This window comes from Variovorax saccharolyticus, assembly GCF_030316765.1.
Classification (GTDB): Bacteria; Pseudomonadota; Gammaproteobacteria; order Burkholderiales; family Burkholderiaceae_C; genus Variovorax; species Variovorax saccharolyticus.
This window is the reverse complement of record NZ_JASZYT010000003.1, coordinates 521,283-541,088: the sequence shown is the minus strand read 5'-3', so window position 1 is coordinate 541,088 and position 19,806 is coordinate 521,283. Positions and strand designations below refer to the sequence as shown.

22 protein-coding genes are annotated in these 19,806 nt (G+C 69.8%); 10 read left to right on the top strand and 12 right to left on the bottom strand.

The genetic code is table 11. The annotated features are described in order from the left end of the window. Positions 1-273, top strand: a complete 273-nt coding sequence (locus QTI45_RS13175) for a DUF6587 family protein (RefSeq protein ID WP_286654682.1) — start codon at positions 1-3, stop codon at positions 271-273. A gap of 9 nt (positions 274-282) precedes the next feature. Beyond that, entirely contained in the window at positions 283-1,458 is a 1,176-nt protein-coding gene (locus tag QTI45_RS13170; RefSeq protein ID WP_286654681.1) for an FAD-dependent monooxygenase, read from the top strand. An 11-nt stretch (positions 1,459-1,469) separates the two neighbouring features. On the opposite strand, the gene QTI45_RS13165 is transcribed toward QTI45_RS13170, so the two are convergent. From QTI45_RS13165 to QTI45_RS13140, 6 genes are all read right to left on the bottom strand, one after another. Beyond that, on the bottom strand, positions 1,470-2,720 hold the full coding sequence (locus tag QTI45_RS13165; protein ID WP_286654680.1) for an SMI1/KNR4 family protein: 1,251 nt from the start codon (positions 2,718-2,720) through the stop codon (positions 1,470-1,472). A gap of 47 nt (positions 2,721-2,767) precedes the next feature. Next, positions 2,768-3,604, bottom strand: a complete 837-nt coding sequence (kynA, locus tag QTI45_RS13160; RefSeq protein ID WP_286368426.1) for a tryptophan 2,3-dioxygenase — start codon at positions 3,602-3,604, stop codon at positions 2,768-2,770. Between the two features lie 11 nt (positions 3,605-3,615). Continuing rightward, the gene (gene kynU, locus QTI45_RS13155; RefSeq protein WP_286654679.1) at positions 3,616-4,923 is read right to left on the bottom strand and encodes a kynureninase; all 1,308 of its coding nucleotides are present in this window, start codon (positions 4,921-4,923) and stop codon (positions 3,616-3,618) included. Beyond that, positions 4,920-5,564 (bottom strand): arylformamidase, encoded by a 645-nt coding sequence (gene kynB / locus QTI45_RS13150; protein ID WP_286654678.1) that lies wholly within the window; start codon positions 5,562-5,564, stop codon positions 4,920-4,922. Before kynB ends, kynU begins: the two co-directional genes overlap by 4 nt. Positions 5,565-5,641: 77 nt before the next feature. After that, positions 5,642-6,565 (bottom strand): ornithine carbamoyltransferase, encoded by a 924-nt coding sequence (gene argF / locus QTI45_RS13145; protein ID WP_286368429.1) that lies wholly within the window; start codon positions 6,563-6,565, stop codon positions 5,642-5,644. Beyond that, entirely contained in the window at positions 6,562-7,767 is a 1,206-nt protein-coding gene (locus tag QTI45_RS13140) for an aspartate aminotransferase family protein (protein WP_286654677.1), read from the bottom strand. Before QTI45_RS13140 ends, argF begins: the two co-directional genes overlap by 4 nt. 161 nt (positions 7,768-7,928) lie before the next feature. Here QTI45_RS13140 and QTI45_RS13135 point away from each other — a divergent pair, with 161 nt between their 5' ends. Next, positions 7,929-8,261 carry a DUF3579 domain-containing protein gene (locus QTI45_RS13135; RefSeq protein ID WP_286654676.1) on the top strand — a complete coding sequence of 111 codons (333 nt, stop codon included), beginning with the start codon at positions 7,929-7,931 and terminating at the stop codon, positions 8,259-8,261. A gap of 109 nt (positions 8,262-8,370) precedes the next feature. Here the strand turns inward: QTI45_RS13135 and rpsT are convergent, their stop codons facing one another. After that, complete coding sequence (gene rpsT, locus QTI45_RS13130) at positions 8,371-8,688, bottom strand: 30S ribosomal protein S20 (protein WP_286368432.1); 318 nt, start codon at positions 8,686-8,688, stop codon at positions 8,371-8,373. Positions 8,689-8,806: 118 nt separating this feature from the next. Between rpsT and murJ the strand changes: the two genes are divergently transcribed. Genes murJ through QTI45_RS13115 form a run of 3 tightly spaced genes read left to right on the top strand, consistent with a single transcriptional unit; the run spans position 8,807 to position 11,691 of the window. Further along, a complete protein-coding gene (gene murJ, locus QTI45_RS13125) occupies positions 8,807-10,372 on the top strand; it encodes a murein biosynthesis integral membrane protein MurJ (protein ID WP_286654675.1) in 1,566 nt (521 codons plus the stop codon). Between the two features lie 48 nt (positions 10,373-10,420). Next, entirely contained in the window at positions 10,421-11,272 is an 852-nt protein-coding gene (locus tag QTI45_RS13120; protein ID WP_286368434.1) for a SirB1 family protein, read from the top strand. Next, entirely contained in the window at positions 11,272-11,691 is a 420-nt protein-coding gene (locus QTI45_RS13115; protein WP_286654674.1) for a bleomycin resistance protein, read from the top strand. Before QTI45_RS13120 ends, QTI45_RS13115 begins: the two co-directional genes overlap by 1 nt. On the opposite strand, the gene QTI45_RS13110 is transcribed toward QTI45_RS13115, so the two are convergent. The 5 genes from QTI45_RS13110 to purM all read right to left on the bottom strand — a co-directional run bounded on the left by QTI45_RS13110 (position 11,688) and on the right by purM (position 16,102). Continuing rightward, on the bottom strand, positions 11,688-12,695 hold the full coding sequence (locus tag QTI45_RS13110; RefSeq protein ID WP_286654673.1) for a GlxA family transcriptional regulator: 1,008 nt from the start codon (positions 12,693-12,695) through the stop codon (positions 11,688-11,690). The genes QTI45_RS13115 and QTI45_RS13110 overlap by 4 nt on opposite strands. Next, positions 12,680-13,291, bottom strand: coding sequence for a DJ-1/PfpI family protein (locus QTI45_RS13105; RefSeq protein ID WP_286654729.1), 612 nt, complete (start codon positions 13,289-13,291; stop codon positions 12,680-12,682). Before QTI45_RS13105 ends, QTI45_RS13110 begins: the two co-directional genes overlap by 16 nt. Before the next feature lie 5 nt (positions 13,292-13,296). After that, positions 13,297-13,866 carry an isochorismatase family protein gene (locus tag QTI45_RS13100; RefSeq protein ID WP_286368437.1) on the bottom strand — a complete coding sequence of 190 codons (570 nt, stop codon included), beginning with the start codon at positions 13,864-13,866 and terminating at the stop codon, positions 13,297-13,299. Positions 13,867-13,988: 122 nt separating this feature from the next. Continuing rightward, entirely contained in the window at positions 13,989-15,047 is a 1,059-nt protein-coding gene (locus QTI45_RS13095) for an AI-2E family transporter (protein WP_286654672.1), read from the bottom strand. Positions 15,048-15,061: 14 nt separating this feature from the next. Then, positions 15,062-16,102 carry a phosphoribosylformylglycinamidine cyclo-ligase gene (gene purM / locus QTI45_RS13090; protein WP_286654671.1) on the bottom strand — a complete coding sequence of 347 codons (1,041 nt, stop codon included), beginning with the start codon at positions 16,100-16,102 and terminating at the stop codon, positions 15,062-15,064. 207 nt (positions 16,103-16,309) lie between these two features. Between purM and hda the strand changes: the two genes are divergently transcribed. From hda to QTI45_RS13070, 4 genes are all read left to right on the top strand, one after another. Next, positions 16,310-16,996 carry a DnaA regulatory inactivator Hda gene (gene hda, locus QTI45_RS13085; RefSeq protein ID WP_286368440.1) on the top strand — a complete coding sequence of 229 codons (687 nt, stop codon included), beginning with the start codon at positions 16,310-16,312 and terminating at the stop codon, positions 16,994-16,996. Between the two features lie 19 nt (positions 16,997-17,015). Then, positions 17,016-18,602, top strand: a complete 1,587-nt coding sequence (gene pcnB, locus QTI45_RS13080) for a polynucleotide adenylyltransferase PcnB (RefSeq protein WP_286368441.1) — start codon at positions 17,016-17,018, stop codon at positions 18,600-18,602. After that, on the top strand, positions 18,603-19,061 hold the full coding sequence (gene folK, locus QTI45_RS13075) for a 2-amino-4-hydroxy-6-hydroxymethyldihydropteridine diphosphokinase (protein WP_286654670.1): 459 nt from the start codon (positions 18,603-18,605) through the stop codon (positions 19,059-19,061). Between the two features lie 94 nt (positions 19,062-19,155). Continuing rightward, complete coding sequence (locus tag QTI45_RS13070; RefSeq protein WP_286368443.1) at positions 19,156-19,800, top strand: DUF47 domain-containing protein; 645 nt, start codon at positions 19,156-19,158, stop codon at positions 19,798-19,800. The last annotated feature ends 6 nt before the right edge of the window (positions 19,801-19,806 follow it).

Genomic DNA, 19,806 nt, shown 5'->3' with positions numbered 1-19,806 from the left:
ATGACCCAACAGATCTTGGTTGCACTGATCGTCGCCCTCGCGGCGGTCTACGCCGTCTGGCGCTGGATGCCCGGCAGCTGGCGCCGCGCGGCGGCCGGCCGGCTGGCCGCCGGCACGCAGCGCGCCGGCCTGGTCGATGCCGAAAGAGCGCAGCAGCTCGCGGCCTCGCTGGGCAAGGCGTCGGGCTGCGGTTCGTGCGACAGCTGCGGCAGCTGCGGCACCGGCGCCAAGGCCGCCGCCGACGACAAGAGCCCTGCAACGCGCGCACGCTGAGTCCGCTCGATGGCGGCTCATGTCCTGATCGCGGGCGGCGGAATCGCGGGCCTCGCGAGTGCGCTGGCGCTGGCCCGCAGACGCCACCGCGTCGACCTGCTCGAGCAGGCGGTGGCTTTCAGCGAAGTCGGCGCCGGCATCCAGCTGGGGCCCAATGTCACGCGCCGGCTGCAGTCGCTCGGCGTCTGGGAGGCGCTGGGCCGGATCGCCGCGCGGCCCGACGCGCTGGTGGTGCGCAGCGCCATCCATGATCGCGAGATCGCCCGCCTGCCGCTCGGCAACGCGATGCTGCACAGCTACGCGGCGCCTTACTTCTGCGTCCATCGCGCCGACCTGCACGGCGTGCTGCTGGCGGCGGTGCGCGGCACGGGTGCCGTCACGCTGACGACCGCCGCCCGTGTCACCGGCGTGGTCGCGCGCGACCATGCGGTCTGCGTGTCGAGCACCGAGAGCCGCGCCTGGGAGGGCGACGCGCTGGTCGGCGCCGACGGCCTCTGGAGCACGGTGCGGCCGTACCTGGTCCAGGATTCGCCGCCGCGTGCCACTGGCCACACCGCCTGGCGCGCTCTGGTCGAGCAGGCGGCGCTGCCGGCGTCGCTGCGCAGCACGCAGGTCACGGTCTGGCTCGGCCCGCGGCTGCATGCGGTGGCCTATCCGGTGCGCCGCGGCGAAGCGCTCAACGTGGTGGTGCTGGCCGAGTCGGCGCCGGCCGGCGATGCGCGCGACTGGGACCAGGGCTCCAGCCTGGCGGCCCTGCAGGCCGCCACCGGCCGCACCGGCACCGGCCTGCAGGCGCTGCTCGAGGCGGTGCCGGGCTGGCGCGCCTGGACCCTCAACGATCGGCCGCCGCTCACCGGTGCATCGCAGATGGCGGGCGAGCGCATCGCGCTGGCCGGCGACGCCGCGCATCCGATGCTGCCCTATCTGGCGCAAGGGGCGGGCATGGCGATCGAGGACGCAGTGGCGCTGGCGGAAGCCCTGGATGGCGGCGATGCGGCGTCAGTGCCGGCAGCCTTCGCGCGCTATGCCGAGGCACGCTGGCAGCGCAATGCCCTGGTCCAGCAACGTGCCCGGCGCAACGGCGAGATCTTCCATGCTACCGGACTGCTGCGTATGGGCCGGGATACGGCCCTGCGCCTGCTGGGCGCGCGGCTGCTCGACGTGCCCTGGCTCTACGCGGGTTAGATCGGCGCGGGCTAGAGCTCGAAGCTCTGCAGGTGATCGATGCGCTTGGTGAGCCCCGCCGGACCCAGGTAGTGCGTGAGGCGGCCGGCATGCACCTCGACCAGCGCGGCCTCGAGTTCGGCCAGCATGCCGTCCCGGGCCGCCGCATAGGCGCCGGGCAGGTCGTCGCGGGACTGTGCGTAGGCGCCGGCGATCAGCCTCGCGGCGGCCGGCGCACCGCAGGCCACGCATTCGGCGACGGCGGTGGCGCTGGGCTCGGCGCCGCGCTCCAGCAGCAGGCCGACCAGTTCGGGGGAGACCGCGCTGTCGATGTAGTCGAGCGCGTCGTGCGCCACCGGCGCGCCGGCCCGCACCAGGGCTTCGGCGGCGTGGTGGGCGCCATGGCTCAGGGCCAGGTCGGTGGCGATCGCGCTGCCCAGCAGCGGTCCGTCGAGCGCGATCCCGGCGGCCGCGAGCCGGGCGACCTGTTCGGCGTCGTCGGTCGCGATCGCGTGGCGCAGCGCGACCCGCGCAAGCGGAGCGTCCTGGCCCAGCGTGCCGGCGGCCAGCGGGGAGCGCCAGTCGACCATGGCGCCGCGGTAGAAGGCGATCAGCCGGTCCATCAGCTCGAGCGAGAGGCCGTGCTCCTGGTGCCGCTGGTCGAGGTATTCGAGCAGCGCCTGGCCGGTGAAGTAGTCGCCCGCCGGCGCCAGCGGGTCTTCGTCGAGTTGCAGCGCCTCGAAGGCCGCGCACAGGTCGTGGGCGACGGTGGTCATGCCGTCTTCGTGCATCTCGTGCGGCCACGGCGGCGGCAGGCCCTGCTTCCAGGCCAGCACATGGCCGTAGTCGGGGCCGGGCTCGACCACGGCGTAGATGCGGTCGCTGTCCTCGAAGCCGCCGAAGGGCAGCAGCGTGAGCTTGCCGTCCCAGGGCTCCCCGCTCTGCGCGGCCGCTTCCTGGGCGGCTTCGCGCTCGTGGTCGACCCAGCCCTGCAGGTCCTGGGGACCTTCGCTGCCGCTCCAGAAAAGGTCGCTCCAGACCACCGACTCCTCGTTGCCGTTCATGTGCAGGTGGAGGTCGTAGTCGATGCGGCCTCCGGCACTCTGGCGCCAGAGCGCCAGCAGCTCCGGCGGCAGCGGTCCGGCGCACAGCGCCTGCAGCGCCGCGATCTGCGACTCAGCCATCGGCGGCTGGGCCTCGAAGATCACGCGCCGTGCGAACAGCACGATGCCGTGCGAGCGCAGCTGCGCGAGTTCCTCATCGCCGAAGTAGTCGTTGTGCATCCTCGTCTCCTCATTGTTGTGACGCGAAGCGGATCGGTGCGGGCGGCCTAGAGATCGGTCCGAAGCTTCCAGATTTCAGGGAACAGCACCACGTCGAGCATCTTGCGCAGATAGCTTACGCCGCCGGTGCCTCCGGTGCCACGCTTGAAGCCGATCACGCGCTCGACCGTGGTCACGTGGCGGAAGCGCCAGAGGCGGAAGGCGTCCTCGAGGTCGGTGAGTTCCTCGCCGAGCTGGTAGAGCTCCCAGTATTTCTTCGGTTCGCGGTAGGCCACCAGCCAGGCCTGCTCGACGCCGTCACTCGCCTCGTAGGGCTTGGACCAGTCGCGCTCGAGGTGGTCGGCGGGAACCGCCAGGCCGCGTCGCGCCAGCAGCCGCAGCGCTTCGTCGTAGAGCGAGGGCGCCCGCCATGCCGCGTCGACCTCGGCCAGCAGGTCGGGGCGATGCGAATGGGGCTTGAGCATCGCGGCGTTCTTGTTGCCCAGCGCGAATTCGATGCAGCGGTACTGCCAGCTCTGGAAGCCGCTGGATGCGCCCAGGTAGGGCCGCATGGCGCTGTACTCGGGCGGCGTCATGGTGGCCAGCACGTCCCAGGCATGCACCAGCTGCTCCATGATGCGCGACACCCGCGCCAGCATCTTGAAGGCGATGGACAGGTCGTCGTCGGCGATGGCGCGGATCGCGGCGCGCAGCTCGTGCAGCATCAGCTTCATCCAGAGCTCGCTGGTCTGGTGCTGGACGATGAAGAGCAGCTCGTCGTGCGCCGGCGAGCGCGGATGCTGCGCGGTCAGGATCTGGTCGAGGCTCAGGTAGTCGGTGTAGCTCATCGAGGCGCTGAAATCGAGCTGCGCCTTTTCCTCGTGAACGATGTTTTCTGTACTCATGAAGGTCTTTCTCAGGTGACTGCGAGCTTCTGGTTGAACTCGGGCCGTTTCCATTCCTCGCGGTCGCGCACCTGCCCCAGGTGCTCGACCGCGTTCCATACATCCTCGAAGCCGAGGTAGAGCGGCGTGAAGCCGAAGCGCAGGATGTCCGGCACCTGCGCGTCGCCGGCGCGGAAGTCGCCGATCACGCCGCGGGCGATCAGCGCCTGCACGATCGCGTAGGCACCCGCACCGCCGTCGCGCAGCGCCAGGCACACCTGCGAGCCGCGCTGGGCGTGGGCGCGCGGCGTCACCAGCGTGAAGCGGCCGGCGCAGCGCTGCTCGACCAGCACGATGAAGGCATCGGTCAGGGCCAGCGACTTGCTGCGCAGGGCGGCCATCTGTCCTTGTCCGCCGTCGAAGGCTTCGGCGGCCAGCACGGTGTCGATCCCGCACTCGAGGCCGGCCAGCGCGATGATCGGCTGCGTGCCGCACAGATAGCGCGCCACCCCCGGCGCCGGGCGGTAGTGCGGCGTGAATTCGAACGGTGCCGCATGGCCCCACCAGCCCGAGAGCGGCTGTGCGAACTGGCCGGCGTGGCGCGTGTGGACCCACACGAAGGCCGGTGCGCCGGGGCCGCCGTTGAGGTACTTGTAGCCGCAGCCGATCGCGAAGTCGGCCTCGCTCTCGTTGAGGGCCACCGGCACCGCGCCGGCGCTGTGGGCGAGGTCCCAGACCGTGAGCGCGCCCACCGCATGGGCGGCGGCGGTGACGGCCTTCATGTCGTGCATCGCGCCGGTGCGGTAGTTGACGTGGGTCAGCATCAGCACGGCCACTTGCTCGTCGAGGGCCGCCGGCAGCTCGTCGGCGTCGATCAGCTTCAGCGTGAAGCCGCGCTCCCGGCAGATCGATTCGGCGATGTAGAGGTCGGTCGGGAAGTTGCTGCGCTCGCTGAGCACGACACGGCGCTTGGGGCCGGCGTCCGGCGTCGCCGGCAGCACCTGCAGCACCTGGCTCAGGGCCGCGAACAGCACCTTGTAGAGATTGATCGAGGTGCTGTCGGTGCAGACGACTTCGCCGGGCGCGGCGCCGATCAGGCGTGCGACCTTGTCGCCGAGCCGCTGCGGCAGGTCGAACCAGCCGGCGCTGTTCCAGGAGCGGATCAGGCCCTCGCCCCATTCCTTGGCGACCACCTCGGCGATGCGCGCCGGCGCGGTCTTGGGCAGCACGCCGAGCGAATTGCCGTCCAGGTAGATCACGCCCTCGGGCAGCAGGAACTGGTCGCGCAGGGCGGCCAGCGGATCTTGCGCGTCGAGGCGCTTGCAGTCGTCGAGGGTCATGGTGTTCCTGGGGGAAGCTCGCGCAGCACGGCGCGCACGGGGGAGGCATCGGCGCTCACCAGCTTGAGCGGCAGCGCGATGAGTTCGTAGTCGCCCTCGGGCACCTCGTCGAGCACGAGGTTCTCGAGCACGCGCAGGTCGAGCCGGCGGATCACCTGATGGCTGTCCAGCGTCTTGCTGTCGGCCGGGTCGATGCTGGCGGTGTCGATGCCGACCAGCTTGACGCCGAGGGCGGCGAGGCGCTCGATGGTGGCGGGCGCGTAAGCCGCGAGGGCGCCGTCCCAGCGCTCGACCGGCGCCCGCTGGTAGGTGCGCACCAGCACCCGCGGCGGCAGGTCGGCCACCGCGTGCGCAATGTGCTCCCATTCGACCAGCGGGCCGCGCGCGATCGCGTGGATGACGCGGCAACGGCCGAGGAAGGGCGTCAGATCGACGTCGCCGATGGTGGCGCCGGCAGGGTCGTAGTGCAGCGGCGCATCGGCATGCGCGCCGACGTGCGGCGACAGGCTGATCTCGCTGACGTTGACCGGGCAGCCCGGCGATATCGTCGCGGCCCAGCGCTGCCGGTAGGGCGTGTCGCCGGGGAAGACCGGCGCGCCCTCATGGATGGGGGGAGAGATGTCCCAGAGGCGTGAAGTCATGGCGCAAAGTTAGCGCCATGCGAGGACCCGTGGTGTCGGTTATTTCCAACAGGCCCGGAAACAAGGATCCGTGCCGCTCAGGCCGGGCGCCCCAGCAGCAGGAATTCCATCAGCGCCTTCTGCACGTGCATCCGGTTCTCGGCCTCGTCCCAGACCACCGATTGCGGGCCGTCGATGACCTCGGCCTCGACCTCCTCGCCGCGGTGCGCCGGCAGGCAGTGCATGAAGAGGGCGTCGGGGTGGGCCGCGCGCATCATCTCGGTGTCGACGCACCAGTCGGCGAAGGCGGCGCGGCGGGTTTCGTTCTCGGCCTCGTAGCCCATGCTGGTCCAGACGTCGGTGGTCACCAGGTCGGCGCCGCGGCAGGCTTCCATCGGATCCTTGAAGACCTGGTAGCTGGCATTGGAGCGCAGGCCGGCGACCGACTGGTCGACCTCGTAGCCGCTCGGCGTGCTGACATGCACCTTGAAGCCGAGGATCTCGCTGGCCTGCAGCCAGGTGTTGGCCATGTTGTTGCCGTCGCCGACCCAGGCCACGGTCTTGCCCGCGATCGAGCCGCGGTGCTCGATGAAGGTGAAGATGTCGGCCAGGATCTGGCAGGGGTGGAATTCGTTGGTGAGGCCGTTGATGACCGGCACCCGCGAATGGGCCGCGAAGGCCTCGATCTTGGTCTGCTCGTAGGTGCGGATCATGACCAGGTCGACCATCCGGCTGATCACCTTGGCGCTGTCCTCGATCGGCTCGGCGCGGCCCAGCTGGCTGTCGCCGGTGGTCAGGTGCACCACGCTGCCGCCGAGCTGGTACATGCCGGCCTCGAAGCTCACGCGGGTGCGCGTGGAGGCCTTCTCGAAGATCATCGCCAGCGTGCGGTCGACCAGCGGCTGGTGCCGCTCGTAGGCCTTGAACTTCTTCTTGATCAGCGCCGCGCGGGCGAACAGGTGCGCGTAGTCGTCGGCCGTGAAGTCGGAGAACTGAAGGTAGTGCCGGATGGCTGAGGTCATTTCCGAGGCTCCTCGAGGAAGGCCTTCACGATCGGCGCCAGGATGGCGACGATCTCGTCGGCTTCGGCGATGCTGAGGATCAGCGGCGGCACCAGGCGGATCACGCTGTCGGCCGTGACGCTGAGCAGCAGGCCGGCCTCGCAGGCGCGGTTCAGGATCACGCCGCAGGGACGATCGAGCTCGATGCCCAGCATCAGGCCTTGGCCGCGGATCTCCGTCACGCCGGCCAGGCCGCCGAGCTCGCGCTCCAGCGCCGCCTTGAGATGGGCGCCGACATTGGCGGCGTTCTCGAGCAGCTTGTGCTCCTCCATGATCCGGATGGTCTCGATGCCGGCGCGCATCGCCAGCGGGTTGCCGCCGAAGGTGGTGCCATGGTTGCCCGGGCCGAAGATGTTGGCGGCGCGCGGGCCGGCGACCACCGCGCCGATCGGCACGCCCGAACCCAGGCCCTTGGCCAGCGGCATCACGTCCGGCTTGATGCCCGCCCACTGGTGGGCGAACCACTTGCCGGTGCGGCCCATGCCGCATTGCACCTCGTCGATCATCATGAGCCAGTCGCGCTGGTCGCAGAGCTCGCGCACCTGGCGCAGGTATTCCCAGCGCATCGGATGGATGCCACCCTCGCCCTGGATGGTCTCGAAGAACACCGCGACCACGTTCGGATTGCCTTCGGTGGCCTTCTTGAGCGCGTCGATGTCGTTCAGCGGCACGCGGATGAAGCCCTCGACCAGCGGGCCGAAGCCCTGCTGCACCTTGGGATTGCCGGTGGCCGACAGCGTGGCGATGCTGCGGCCGTGGAAAGCGGCCTCGTAGACCACGATCTCGGGCCGCTCGATGCCCTTGTCGTGGCCGAACTTGCGCGCCAGCTTGAGCGCGGCCTCGTTGGCCTCCAGGCCGGTGCAGCAGAAGAAGGCGTTGGTCAGGCCCGACAGCTCGGTCAGCTTGGTCGCCAGCTGCTCCTGGCCCGGCACGTGGTAGTAGTTGGAGCTGTGGATCAGCTTGGCGATCTGGTCCTGCAGCGCCGGCACCAGTTCGGGATGGTTGTGGCCCAGCGTATTGACCGCGATGCCGCCAAGCCCGTCCAGGTAGGCGCGGCCCTCGGTGTCCCAGACTCGGCAACCCTGGCCGTGCGACAGCGCGATCGGCAGGCGACCGTAGGTGTTCATGACGTGGGGCGACGAGGGGGCTGCAGTGGCGCTCATGCGGATCTCCGGAAAAGGGAACGCGGATTCTAGGCGTCCGCTACGCGGCGATCGGTGAGGATTGCGCATCACACCAATGTCCCCAGGCCTGTCGCCCGAGGGACCGCCGGATAGAATCTTGTGCGGCGCAGCATCTGCTCGCGCTTTTCTCTCGCCAACCGATGGTCTCTCCAAACGCCAAAGAAATCTTCATCCAGGGAATCACCCAGGATGGCCGCACTTTTCGTCCCAGCGACTGGGCCGAGCGTCTGGCGGGCGTGATGTGCTCGTTCCGCCCCGGCGGCCCGCAGCCCGGCAGCCACCTGAACTATTCGCCCTGGTGCGTGCCGACCGTGATCAACGGCATCAAGTGCGTGGTGGTGAACCGCGAACTGCGCGACGCCGAGCCGATGGCCTGGGATTTCTGCGTCAATTTCGCCAGGGACAACGGCCTGCAGGTGGCCGAGGCCTGCCTGGTCCCTGACGCGCCGACCTTGCCCAAGACCTCCACCTGATTCGAACGCCCATGAAAAAACCGCCCGAAGGCGGTTTTTCACTTTGCTGCAGCGCACCCCGATCAAACGGCGGATCGGCGAACCGATCCGGGCTGTTTGCCTGAAAACGTCAGGCGGCGACGGCCTTTTCAGGGGCGAGGGCCAGGGCCTTGACCTTGGCCGACAGGCGGCTCTTGTCGCGGGCGGCCTTGTTCTTGTGGAAGATGCCCTTGTCGGCGACCGTGTCGACGATGCTCTGGGCCTTCGCGAAGGCTTCCGTCGCCTTGGTCTTGTCGCCGGCCAGCACGGCCTTCTCGACATTCTTGACGGCGGTGCGGTACTTGGAGCGCAGCGAGGTGTTCGCGGCGTTGAGCTTGACGTCCTGGCGGACGCGTTTACGGCCCGACGCGAGGCGCGGGTTCTTCTTCTTGGGCTTGGCGGATGCCATATTCAGTGTTCCTTGTGTGTCTGGGGATGATGCAGCAAAGCCCTCCATTATAGGCGAGAAGTGGCGGGCGCCCCAAACTGCCGGGGAGAGCACCCGCGGGCGCCTACACTTCTGCCCCGTGTCCCTGTTCAAATCCGCCTCCACCGTCTCGCTGCTGACGCTCGCCTCCAGGGTGACCGGCCTCGTCCGCGACGTCCTCATGACCTCGGTGTTCGGCGTCAGCGCGATGACCGACGCCTTCTACGTCGCCTTCCGCATCCCGAACCTGTTCCGGCGCGTGTTCGGCGAAGGCGCCTTCAGCCAGGCCTTCGTGCCGGTGCTGGCCGCCACCCGGACCGAGGACGGCGACGCCGGCGCCAAGGCGCTGGTCGACCACGTGGCGACGCTCCTGACCTGGACCCTGGTCGTGGTTTGCGCGCTCGGGGTGATCGGGGCGCCGCTGATGGTCTGGGCCATGGCCAGCGGCCTCCAGCAGAACCCCCACGGCTTCGACGCCGCGGTGGTGATGACGCGCTGGATGTTCCCCTATATCGGCTTCATGTCGCTGGTGGCGCTGGCTGGCGGCATCCTCAACACCTGGCGCAAGTTCGCGGTGCCGGCGGCCTCGCCGGTGCTGCTCAACCTGGCGCTGATCGCGGCGATCGTGTTCGGGGCGCCGCTCTTCAGGCGCTTGGGCATCGAGCCGATCTATGCCCAGTGCGTGGGCGTGATGCTGGGCGGCCTGCTGCAACTGGCGATCCAGGTCCCGGCGCTGCGCGGGCTGGGCATGATGCCGCGCATCGGCGCCAGTTTCGGTGCGCTGCGGGCCGCCTGGACCGATCCGGCCACGCGCCGCGTGATGCGCTTGATGCTGCCGGCGCTGATCGGGGTCAGCGTGGCGCAGATCTCTCTGCTCATCAACACCCAGATCGCCTCCCACCTGGCGACCGGCAGCGTCAGCTGGATCACCAATGCCGACCGCCTGATGGAGTTTCCGACCGCCATGCTGGGCGTTGCGCTCGGCGTGGTCCTGATGCCGCAGCTGGCCGGCGCCCGCGCCGCCAAGGACGACGCGCGCTATTCGGCGATGCTCGACTGGGGCCTGCGCCTGGTGGTGCTGCTGGCGGTGCCCTGCGCGCTGGCGCTGCTGGTCTTCGCGCGGCCGCTGGTCGCGGTGCTGTTCCACAACGGGGAGTTCAGCGCGCTGCACGTACAGCGCACCAGCCAGGCCTTGATGGGCTACGGCGTCGGCCTGGTCGGCCTGGTGGCGATCAAGGTGCTGGCGCCCGGCTACTACGCCAAGCAGGACACCCGCACGCCGATGCTGATCGCGGTCGGCGTGCTGGTGCTGACCCAGATCCTCAACGTCTTCCTGGTGCCGCTGCTGCAGCACGCGGCGCTGACGCTCACGATCAGCATCGGGGCCCTGGTCAACGCGCTGTGGCTGCTGGTCGGCCTGATCCGGCGCGGCAGCTACCAACCGCTGCCGGGCTGGGGCCGGTTCGTGCTCCAGGTGCTGCTGGCCACCGCGGTGCTCGGCGCGCTGCTGTACTGGGGCGATCGCCATTTCGACTGGATCGGCCTGCAGGCCCGGCGCCTGCAGCGCATCGGCTTGCTGGCCGCGCTGGTCGCCGGCGGCGCGATGCTCTATTTCGCGGTCTTGGCGATGACCGGCCTCAAGCTTCGCAGCTTCATGCGCCGCTGACCCTGCGCCCCGCCTTGACGGTCCCCGTCCGCTCCTCTACAAAGCCACATGACGTTCAGCTTCACGACGCCCACTGCTCTCGAATACTTCGAATCCCTCGTGAAGAGCGACGAGCAGTTTCCCTTGCTCGAGGCAGCCGCCAGCCTGGCCCAGGACGAATACCCCGAACTCGACGTCCAGCAGGTGCTGGGCGATGTCGACCAGCTGCTGGCGCGGCTCAAGCGGCGGCTGCCGGCCGACGCGGCGCCGCTGCACCGCCTGCGCTCCCTGAACCAGTTCTTCTTTCACGACCTGAGCTTCGGCGGCAACGTCAACGACTACTACGACCCCGACAACAGCTACCTCAACGCGGTGCTGCGCACCCGGCGCGGCATCCCGATCTCGCTGGCGGTCCTGTGGATGGAGCTGGCCCAGGGGCTGGGCCTGCAGGCGCGCGGCGTCGGCTTCCCGGGGCACTTCATGCTCAAGGTCACGCTGCCGAAGGGGCAGGTGGTGATCGACCCCTTCACCGGCAAGTCGCTCTCGCGCGAGGAGCTCAGCGAGCGGCTGGAGCCCTACAAGCGCAGCAACGGCCTGGTCGGCGACTTCGATGTGCCGCTGGGCCTCTATCTGCAGCCGGCGACGCCGCGCGAGATCATCGGCCGGATGCTGCGCAACCTGAAGGAGATCCACCAGGCCCAGGAAGACTGGCAGCGCGCCATCGCGGTGCAGGACCGGCTGATCGCGCTGCTGCCCGAGGCCTGGGGCGAGCACCGCGACCGCGGACTGGCGCATGCCGAACAGGGCAATGCGGTGCTCGCGGTGCGCGATCTCGAGACCTACCTCGCGCACGCCGAGGACGCGCTCGACATCGATGCGATCGCCGAGCGCGTCGCCGCGCTGCGCCGGGCGGAATTCTGATGGAGCCGGTCAAGGCGCCGCTGGCCGACCTCGGGACGCTGCACCAGTTCCACGGCGTCCAGCCGGTGCTGCCGGTGGCCGATGCGGCGCGGGCCGCGCGCTACTTCTGCGACGTGCTGGGCTTCGAGCTCGATTTCATCGCCGGCGAGCCGCCAAGCTACGCGCGGGTCAGGAAGGGCGACCGCAGCTACGGCGATCCGGTCTACCTGCGGCTTTGGCAGTGCGGGCAGCGCGAGGCCAATCCGTGGCGCGGCGAGATCGTGATCCATGTCGGCCGGGACATCGACGGCCTGCATGCGGCCTACGTGAAGCGCGGCGTCCACGTGGTCGAGCCGCCGGTTTCCCAGCCCTGGGGCCTGCGCGAATTCGCGATCAAGGAACCCGACGGCCACGTCCTGCGCTTCTGCGGGTATCTCTAGCCCGTCCTCGTCGTCGATGCCGACGGCGAACCGGGCAGGCCGAACTGGTGCCAGGCGCGGCGCAGCTGGGTGTCCGAACCGAAGCCCGACATTTCTGCCGCGCGCGTCACGTTGGCGCCCGACTGCAGCGCCACCTGCGCCGTGGCCAGGCGCAGCCGGCGCAGGTAGGCCAGCGGCGCGACGCCGGCGTGCTCGTCGAACAGGCGCGTCAGGTGGCGCGGCGAGGTGCGGGCGACCTCGGCCATGCGCGGCACGGTCCAGTCGGCCTGGGGCTTCTCGCTGACCGCGTCCTGCACCCGGTGCAGCGCCGCGTGCAGATGGTTGCGGTAGGCCAGGAAGGGCGACAGTTCGGGGTCCTGCGGGCCGCGCCGCATCGCCACCACCATCGTCTGTGCCACCCGCGCCGCCAGGGTTTCGCCGCAGGCCTCGCCGATGCGGTGCAGCATCAGGTCGATGCCGGTGGTCACGCCGGCGCTGCTGTAGAGCGGCGCGTCGAGCACGAAGACCCGGTTGGCGACCACGTCGCAGCCCGGTTCGATCTGCTGCAGTTCCTCCAGGTGCTCGTGGTGCGTGGTGGCGCGCCGGCCCGCGAGCAGGCCGGCGTGGGCCGCGAGCAGCGTGCCGGCGCACACCGTGACCAGTTCGAGCCGTCCGGCTTCGAGCTGCAGGCCGCGCAGCCAGTGCAGCAGGGCCCGCGCCGGCGCGTTGTCGACCGCGATCGTGGCGCCTGGCAGGCCGACCAGCACCACCCAGGCCGGGGCCGTCCAGTCCGACGGCAGGGGCGCCAGCCCCGCCAGCCGGACGCCGACCGAGCTGGTCGAGTCCGGCTCCGGGCTTGCGAACACCAGTTCGAAGCGCGGCGGCAGGCCGGCGGAAATCCGCAGCTGGTTGGCGATGCGAAGCGCCTCGGCCGGCCCGGCCCAGTCGAGCACCAGGCTGTGCGGCAGCAGCGCGAAGACGACCCGGATGGGATCGCCCGCGGCGGTCGCTAGACCCTCGTCCATGCGAAGTCCATTTGCCGCGCGGTGCGCAGCGCCAGCGGCTCGCCGGCCAGCCGTGCCACCAGGTGCAGGCTCATGTCGATGCCGGCCGTGATGCCGGCCGAGCTGACGATGCGCCCCTGGTCGACCCAGCGCACGCCTTCGCGGACCTGCAGGGCCGGAAAGCGGCTGCGCAGGTCGTCGATGTCTTCCCAATGGGTGGTCACGGAGGCCCCGGCCGGCAGCACGCCGCCGGCCGCCAGCAGGAAGGCGCCGGTGCAGACCGAGGCCGTGATGCGGGCCTCGCGGCTGGTGCGGGCGATCCAGTCCAGCGTGGCGCTGCAGGCCATCGCGGCGTCGACCACGCCGCCCGGAACGATCAGCAGGTCGACCGCGCAGGCGTCGTCGAAACTGCGCTCCGGCAGCACCTGGAGGCCGGCCCGCATGCGCACCGGTTCCCGGCTGCGGGCGACGCAATGCACCTCGAAAGGCGGCGGCGCGCCGGCGGCGTCGCGCTGGTGCATGCGCGACGCGGTCGTGAAGACCTCGTAGGGGCCTGCGAGGTCGAGCGCCTCGACCTCGTCGAAGGCGAGGATCGCGACCTGCAGCGTTCCGACCATGGCGCTCACCGGCGCGATTCCGCGAGCCGCTCGAGCGCCTGGCTGGCGCTGCACACCTTGGCGAAGCGGCCGTCGAGCACCGTCGCGGTGCGCGCCTGGATATCGGCCGCCGACAGCGGCCGGCCGTCGGGCTGCACCATGTCGAAGGTCAGCGTGGCCTCGGTCACGTAGTCGACCTGCCAGCCCAGGTCGGAGGCATGGCGGGTGGTGGTTTCGCAGCATTGCTCGGTGCGGATGCCGCTGACCACCAGGCGGTCGATGTGGTTCTCGGTCAGCCAGACGTCCAGGCCGGTGCCGACCAGCGCGCTGTGGCGGCGCTTGGTGAAGGTGGCGGCCGCTTCGAAGGGGGCCAGGCCTTCGAGCGGCCGCACATGGCCGGACTCCAGCGCGAAGGAATTGCTCGCGACGGCGGGCCCGTCGCTGTGGAAGACCCGGACGATCGGCGCGCCGGCGGCAGCGAAGCCCTCGATCAGCGCGTTCTGCGCCGCCAGGTAGGCCGGCAGGCCGCGTTCGTCGAAGTAGGGGCGGTGGCGGAACGACTCCTGCACGTCGATCACTATCAGACAGCTGGCCATGCGCGGCATCTCCGGGGTGGAAGTGGATGATGCGCCCTATTTTTCAGGATTCCTGCCTGCTCGTCCGCGCCGCAGCGGACTGGATTCGATCACTTTCGGACATCGACCAGGGTGAACGCGCCCTAGACCAGGGCCGCCGCCTTCAGTTCCTTCTTGAGGTAGGCATAGAACAGCGGCGCCGCCACCAGTCCGGCCGGCCCGAACACCGCCTCGGCGATGAACATCACGGCCAGCAGCTCCCACACCGCCATCTGCGTGCGGCTGCCGACCACCTTGGCGTTGATCAGGTACTCGGCCTTGTGGATCAGGATCAGGAAGGCCAGGCAGGCCAGCGCGGTGAGCGGCGACACCGACAGCCCGACCAGCGTGATGACCGTGTTGCAGATCAGGTTGCCGACGATCGGCACCAGCCCGGCGACGAAGGTGAGCGTGATGAGGGCCGGCGTGTAGGGCAGCTCCATCTGCCACATCGGCAGCAGGAACAACAGGAAGAGCGCGGTCAGGAAGGTGTTGAAGGCGGCGATCCAGAACTGCGCCGCCACGATCTGGCCGAAGGCCTCGCCGAACAGCACGATGCGGGCGCGCAGCTCGCGCGCCAGCGGCAGCCGCGAGGGCGTGTGGACCGCCACCGCCGCCAGCGAGCCGACGATCAGGCCCACATACGCGAACAGCAACCCGCCGAGCCAGGCGCGGCCGGTGAGCGCCAGCGAACCGGCCTGCCCGCGCAGGTAGTTGGCGATCATGCGCTGCACCTCGCCCGAGCCCTCCGGCAGGTAGGCGCCGATGTCCGGCGGCAGCTTGAGCCGCAGTTCGAGCACGGTGCGGGCGATGTAGTCGAGCAGTTCCTTGTACTGCTCGGGCGCATTGAGCACGAACTCGCGCGCCTCGGAGAAGCCCAGGATCAGCAGGCCGATCGGCGCCAGCATCACCAGCGTCGCCGCCGCCACCCGGGACAGCGCGGGCGCCGCGCTCCAGGCCGGATCGTTGGCGCTGATCTTGCGGCGCCGGCGCATGCCGACATCGAAGGCGCGCACCAGCCAGCGGGTGCCGAGGAAGCCGATGCAGACGCACAGCAGGCCCGGCAGCAGGCCCTGCCACATGATCAGCAGCAAGCCTGCGGCGATGAGCAGGTAGCTCGCCGTGACCACGGAACGCGAGGAGGCTGCGGTGGTGTCGCTCACTCGGCGGGGGCGCTTCAGGCGACGACCACTGCGGCGCCGGTGCCGCGCTCGGCGATCACGCCGATCCGGTGCACGGTCTCGCCGGCCGCCTGCAGCGTGGCCGCGCAGGCCGCGGCTTCGGCGGCCTCGATGACGACCACCATGCCGATGCCGTTGTTGAAGGTCCGGTTCATCTCGATGTCGTCGATGCCGGCCACCTTCTGCAGCCAGGCGAAGAGTTCGGTCTGCGGCCAGCTGCCCTTCTGGAGGTGGGCGGCCGTGCCTTCGGGCAGCACGCGCGGGATGTTCTCGAGCAGGCCGCCGCCGGTGATGTGGGCCAGCGCCTTGATCGGGTGCTTGCCCAGCGCCTCGAGCACCGGCTTCACGTAGAGGTGGGTGGGCTCCATCACGGCCTCGCGGAAGGACTTGCCGTCGAGCGTGGCGGGCAGGTCGGCGCCGGCGCGCTCGATCACCTTGCGCACCAGGCTGAAGCCGTTGGAATGCACCCCGGCCGAGGCCAGGCCGAGCACCACGTCGCCGGGCTTGACGTCCTTGCCGGTGAGGATCAGCGACTTCTCGACCGCGCCGACCGCGAAGCCGGCCAGGTCGTATTCGCCGGCCGGGTACATGCCGGGCATTTCGGCGGTCTCGCCGCCGATCAGGGCGCAGCCGCTGAGCTCGCAGCCGCGGGCGATGCCGCCGACCACCGCCGCGGCGGTGTCGACGTCGAGCTTGCCGCAGGCGAAATAGTCGAGGAAGAACAGCGGCTCGGCGCCCTGCACCAGCACGTCGTTGACGCTCATGGCCACCAGATCGATGCCGACCGTGTCGTGCATGTTCCATTCGAAGGCCAGCTTGAGCTTGGTGCCGACGCCGTCGGTGCCGCTCACCAGCACCGGCTCCTTGTAGCGCTTGGGCACCTCGAACAGGGCTCCGAAGCCGCCGATGCCGGCCAGCACGCCCTCGCGCATCGTCTTTTTCGCCAGCGGCTTGATGCGGTCGACCAGCGCGTCGCCGGCATCGATGTCGACGCCGGCGTCCTTGTAGCTGAGCGGGGTGGGGGTGTTGGAGTTCATGGGCGGGCCGGGCTGAAGAGGGGGAGGGCGGAAGGAGGAGGACAATGAGGCCGGCAACCAATCTGGGCGGGCCGATAGAATTCGCCACGATTTTAAGGGCGCTGATCGACCCTGCCCCCGCTTGCCACTTCGTGTCCTGCGCCATTTCTCCATGAATCCATCCTTCGCGTCGTCCGCGCCATTCCTGCCGCCCCCTGCGGCCAAGGCATGAAACAGCTCGCGCTCGACATCGGCATCGCCAGCGGCCCGACCCTGGCGGGCTTCTTCGCCGGGCCGAACGAGCCCGCGCTGCGCCACCTGCAGCTGTGGGTCGGCGACGCGCGCACGCCGACCTTGCATTCGCCCGTGCCGACCTACCTCTGGGGCGAGGGCGCCAGCGGCAAGACACACCTGCTGGAGGCGGTGCGCGGCGCGCTGCGCGAGCAGGGCGCCAGCGTCGGCTGGCTCGACCCGGCGGCCGTCAACCCGCCCGAGTTCGACGAGCGCTGGGGCGCGGTGCTGCTCGACGACGTCCATCTCTACAACGCGGTGCAGCAGCACGCGGCCTTCAACTGGTTCGTCAACGCCCAGAGCCTGCAGCGCGGCGTGGTCGCGGCCGGCGCCCTGCCGCCGGCCGACCTGCCGCTGCGCGAGGACCTGCGCACCCGGCTGGGCTGGGGCCATGTGTTCCACTTGCAGGTGTTGAGCGAGGCCGAACGGCGCGCGGTGCTGCGCCAGGCGGCCGACGACCGCGGCGTGATGCTGTCTGACGATGTCCTCGACTACATGCTGCACCGCTTCAGCCGCGACCTCGGCAGCCTGATGGAGTTGCTCGCCCAGCTCGACGGCTATGCCTTGCAGACCCAGCGCGCGATCACCATCCCGCTGATCCGGTCCATGCTCGAAAACGAATAGGGCTCAAGCCCACTTTCCAATGATCAAGAAATTCATCGACAAACTCCTCGGCAAGTCCGGCGCTGCCGGCCCCGGCGGCAAGGCCCGCTTCGGCAAGCGGCAGGAGGTCGACGCCTCCGTCCACGGCATCGACCCGGCGCTGGTCGACGAGCGCGCCCGCAACGTGGTGACCACCTTGCAGCAGGCCGGCTACGAGGCCTACGTGGTGGGCGGCGCGGTGCGCGACCTGCTGCTGGGGCTGCGCCCCAAGGATTTCGACGTCGCCACCAATGCGACGCCGGAGCAGGTCAAGGGCCTGTTCCGCCGCGCCTTCATCATCGGCCGGCGCTTTCGCATCGTGCACGTGGTGTACGGCCGCGGACGCGAGCACGAGGTGATCGAGGTCTCGACCTTCCGCGCCTACATGGACAACGCCGGCGCCGAGCAGGTGGCCGGCAACGAGCGCACCAGCAAGGGCGAGCTGGCCGGCATGAAGCACGCGGTGGATGCCAGCGGCCGGGTGCTGCGAGACAACGTCTGGGGCCCTCAGGAGGAAGACGCCGCGCGCCGCGACTTCACGGTCAACGCGATGTACTACGACCCGGCCAGCCAGATCGTGGTCGACTATCACAACGGCATCAAGGACGCCAAGAAGCTCACGCTGCGCATGATCGGCGACCCGATCACGCGCTACCGCGAGGACCCGGTGCGCATCATCCGCGCCATCCGCTTCTCGGCCAAGCTGGCGGCGCTCGGCTTCAAGCTCGAGCCCAAGACCGCGGCACCGCTGATCGAGTCGAGCCGCCTCTTGGCCGACGTGCCGCAGAGCCGGCTGTTCGACGAGATGCTCAAGCTGCTGCAGACCGGCCACGCGGTGGCGACTGTCGCGCAGCTGCGCAAGCTCGGGCTCGCGACCGGCATCTATCCGCTGCTCGACGTCGTGGTCGAGCGCGCCGACACGCCTTTCGTCCAGGCCGCGCTGCAGGACACCGACCGCCGCGTCGGCGAGGGCAAGCCGGTGGCGCCGAGCTTCCTGCTGGCCTGCGTGCTGTGGGCCGACGTGCGCGACGGCTGGGCCCAGCGGGTCGAGGGCCGGCACGGCCAGCGGCCGCAGCCGCCGTTCCCGGCGCTGCAGGATGCGATCGACGATGTCTTCAATGCCCGCATCGGCGATGTCTCGGGCCGCGGCAAGCTGGCGGCCGACATGCGCGAGATCTGGATGATGCAGCCGCGCTTCGACAAGCGCAGCGGCTCGACGCCCCACAGCCTGGTCGAGCAGGCGCGTTTCCGTGCCGCCTTCGATTTCATGCGCCTGCGCGCCGATGTCGGCGAGGTCGGCGAGGCGATCGCCGAGTGGTGGCAGGAGTTCAGCACCGCCGACGACCTGCGCCGCCAGGATCTGATGGACCAGGTGCGCGACGAGCAGCACAAGAAGACCCGCCAGCGCGTGCCGGCGCGGCCGCCGGCCCCGGCGTCCTCCGAGCGCCGCGCAGGCGGCCCGTCCGAGGAGGCCGAGGCCGCACTGCCGCCCGATGCCGAGGTCTCGGACGCGCCGCGCAAGCGCCGCCGCCGCCGCAAGCCGCGCAGCGGCGGTGCCGGCGATGCCGGCGGCGTTGCGGCGGAATGAATGCGCTCTAGAGCCTTCGTCGCGATCGGCGCCAATCTCGGCGACGCGCGCGAAACGGTGCGCCAGGCCATGGACGATCTGGATCGCGTGCCGCAGACCCGGGTCAGCGCCCGCTCGTCGCTCTACCGCAGCGCGCCGGTGGATGCGGGCGGCCCCGACTTCGTCAACGCGGTGGTGGAGCTTGAGACCGGGCTCGACCCGCAGGCCCTGCTGGCCGAGCTGCAGCGCCTCGAAGCCGGTGCCGGCCGCGAGCGCCCGTACCGCAACGCCCCGCGCACCCTCGATCTCGACCTGCTGCGCCACGGCGATGTGGTGCTCGACACCCCGCGCCTGCGCCTGCCGCATCCGCGGATGGCCGAGCGCGCCTTCGTCCTGCTGCCATTGGCGGAAATCGCACCGGAGCAGGTCACATCCCTTCAACTGGCGCAGGTGGCGGACCAGCGGATCGAGCGGCTCTGAGAGTCGTTCCGAGCCCGCCCATTACACTTGCGCGGTTTTTCACGATGGCGTCACGGGCATGTGCTTGGGGCGGCCAGGAACCCAGGAGAGCGCCATGTTCGGCAAGCTGCTGCCCCGCGAGGGGAATTTTTTCGAGATGTTCAATCAGCATGCCGACCGCATCGTCGAAGCGGCGCGCGCGTTCGAGCAGCTCGTGGCCAATTACAACGACCTGCACCTGCGTGAGCAGTACAACCGCGATGTCGACAACGCCGAGCGGGCGGCAGATCGCGTCACGCATGACGTCAACCGGCTGATCCACAAGACCTTCATCACGCCGATCGACCGCGAGCAGATCCACAAGCTGATCAACACCATGGACGACGTCGCCGACCTGATCCAGGATTCGGCCGAGACCATGGCGCTGTACGACGTGCGCCACATGACCGAGGAGATCACCCGCCTCACCACGCTCAGCGTGAAGTGCTGCGAGCGGGTCAAGGACGCGGTCAAGTTCCTCTCGAAGATCGCCGATCCGGCCACGGCCGAGGCGACGCTGAAGACCTGCGAGGAGATCGACCGGCTCGAGTCGGATGCCGACCGCGTGATGCGCAGCGCCATGAGCAAGCTGTTCCGCGAGGAGCCCGATGTGCGTGAGGTGATCAAGCTCAAGGCGATCTACGAGCTGCTCGAGACCATCACCGACAAGTGCGAGGACGTCGCCAACGTCATCGAGGGCATCGTCCTCGAGAACTCCTGACCTGAC

Bases quoted from the DNA above. Each gene is read 5' to 3' on its own strand.
- QTI45_RS13175 (WP_286654682.1), top strand. From the start codon at position 1: ATGACCCAACAGATCTTGGTTGCACTGATCGTCGCCCTCGCGGCGGTC.
- QTI45_RS13170 (WP_286654681.1), top strand. From the start codon at position 283: ATGGCGGCTCATGTCCTGATCGCGGGCGGCGGAATCGCGGGCCTCGCG.
- QTI45_RS13165 (WP_286654680.1), bottom strand. From the start codon at position 2,720: ATGCACAACGACTACTTCGGCGATGAGGAACTCGCGCAGCTGCGCTCG.
- kynA (WP_286368426.1), bottom strand. From the start codon at position 3,604: ATGAGTACAGAAAACATCGTTCACGAGGAAAAGGCGCAGCTCGATTTC.
- kynU (WP_286654679.1), bottom strand. From the start codon at position 4,923: ATGACCCTCGACGACTGCAAGCGCCTCGACGCGCAAGATCCGCTGGCC.
- kynB (WP_286654678.1), bottom strand. From the start codon at position 5,564: ATGACTTCACGCCTCTGGGACATCTCTCCCCCCATCCATGAGGGCGCG.
- argF (WP_286368429.1), bottom strand. From the start codon at position 6,565: ATGACCTCAGCCATCCGGCACTACCTTCAGTTCTCCGACTTCACGGCC.
- QTI45_RS13140 (WP_286654677.1), bottom strand. From the start codon at position 7,767: ATGAGCGCCACTGCAGCCCCCTCGTCGCCCCACGTCATGAACACCTAC.
- QTI45_RS13135 (WP_286654676.1), top strand. From the start codon at position 7,929: ATGGTCTCTCCAAACGCCAAAGAAATCTTCATCCAGGGAATCACCCAG.
- rpsT (WP_286368432.1), bottom strand. From the start codon at position 8,688: ATGGCATCCGCCAAGCCCAAGAAGAAGAACCCGCGCCTCGCGTCGGGC.
- QTI45_RS13120 (WP_286368434.1), top strand. From the start codon at position 10,421: ATGACGTTCAGCTTCACGACGCCCACTGCTCTCGAATACTTCGAATCC.
- QTI45_RS13115 (WP_286654674.1), top strand. From the start codon at position 11,272: ATGGAGCCGGTCAAGGCGCCGCTGGCCGACCTCGGGACGCTGCACCAG.
- QTI45_RS13110 (WP_286654673.1), bottom strand. From the start codon at position 12,695: ATGGACGAGGGTCTAGCGACCGCCGCGGGCGATCCCATCCGGGTCGTC.
- QTI45_RS13105 (WP_286654729.1), bottom strand. From the start codon at position 13,291: ATGGTCGGAACGCTGCAGGTCGCGATCCTCGCCTTCGACGAGGTCGAG.
- QTI45_RS13100 (WP_286368437.1), bottom strand. From the start codon at position 13,866: ATGGCCAGCTGTCTGATAGTGATCGACGTGCAGGAGTCGTTCCGCCAC.
- purM (WP_286654671.1), bottom strand. From the start codon at position 16,102: ATGAACTCCAACACCCCCACCCCGCTCAGCTACAAGGACGCCGGCGTC.
- hda (WP_286368440.1), top strand. From the start codon at position 16,310: ATGAAACAGCTCGCGCTCGACATCGGCATCGCCAGCGGCCCGACCCTG.
- pcnB (WP_286368441.1), top strand. From the start codon at position 17,016: ATGATCAAGAAATTCATCGACAAACTCCTCGGCAAGTCCGGCGCTGCC.
- folK (WP_286654670.1), top strand. From the start codon at position 18,603: ATGCGCTCTAGAGCCTTCGTCGCGATCGGCGCCAATCTCGGCGACGCG.
- QTI45_RS13070 (WP_286368443.1), top strand. From the start codon at position 19,156: ATGTTCGGCAAGCTGCTGCCCCGCGAGGGGAATTTTTTCGAGATGTTC.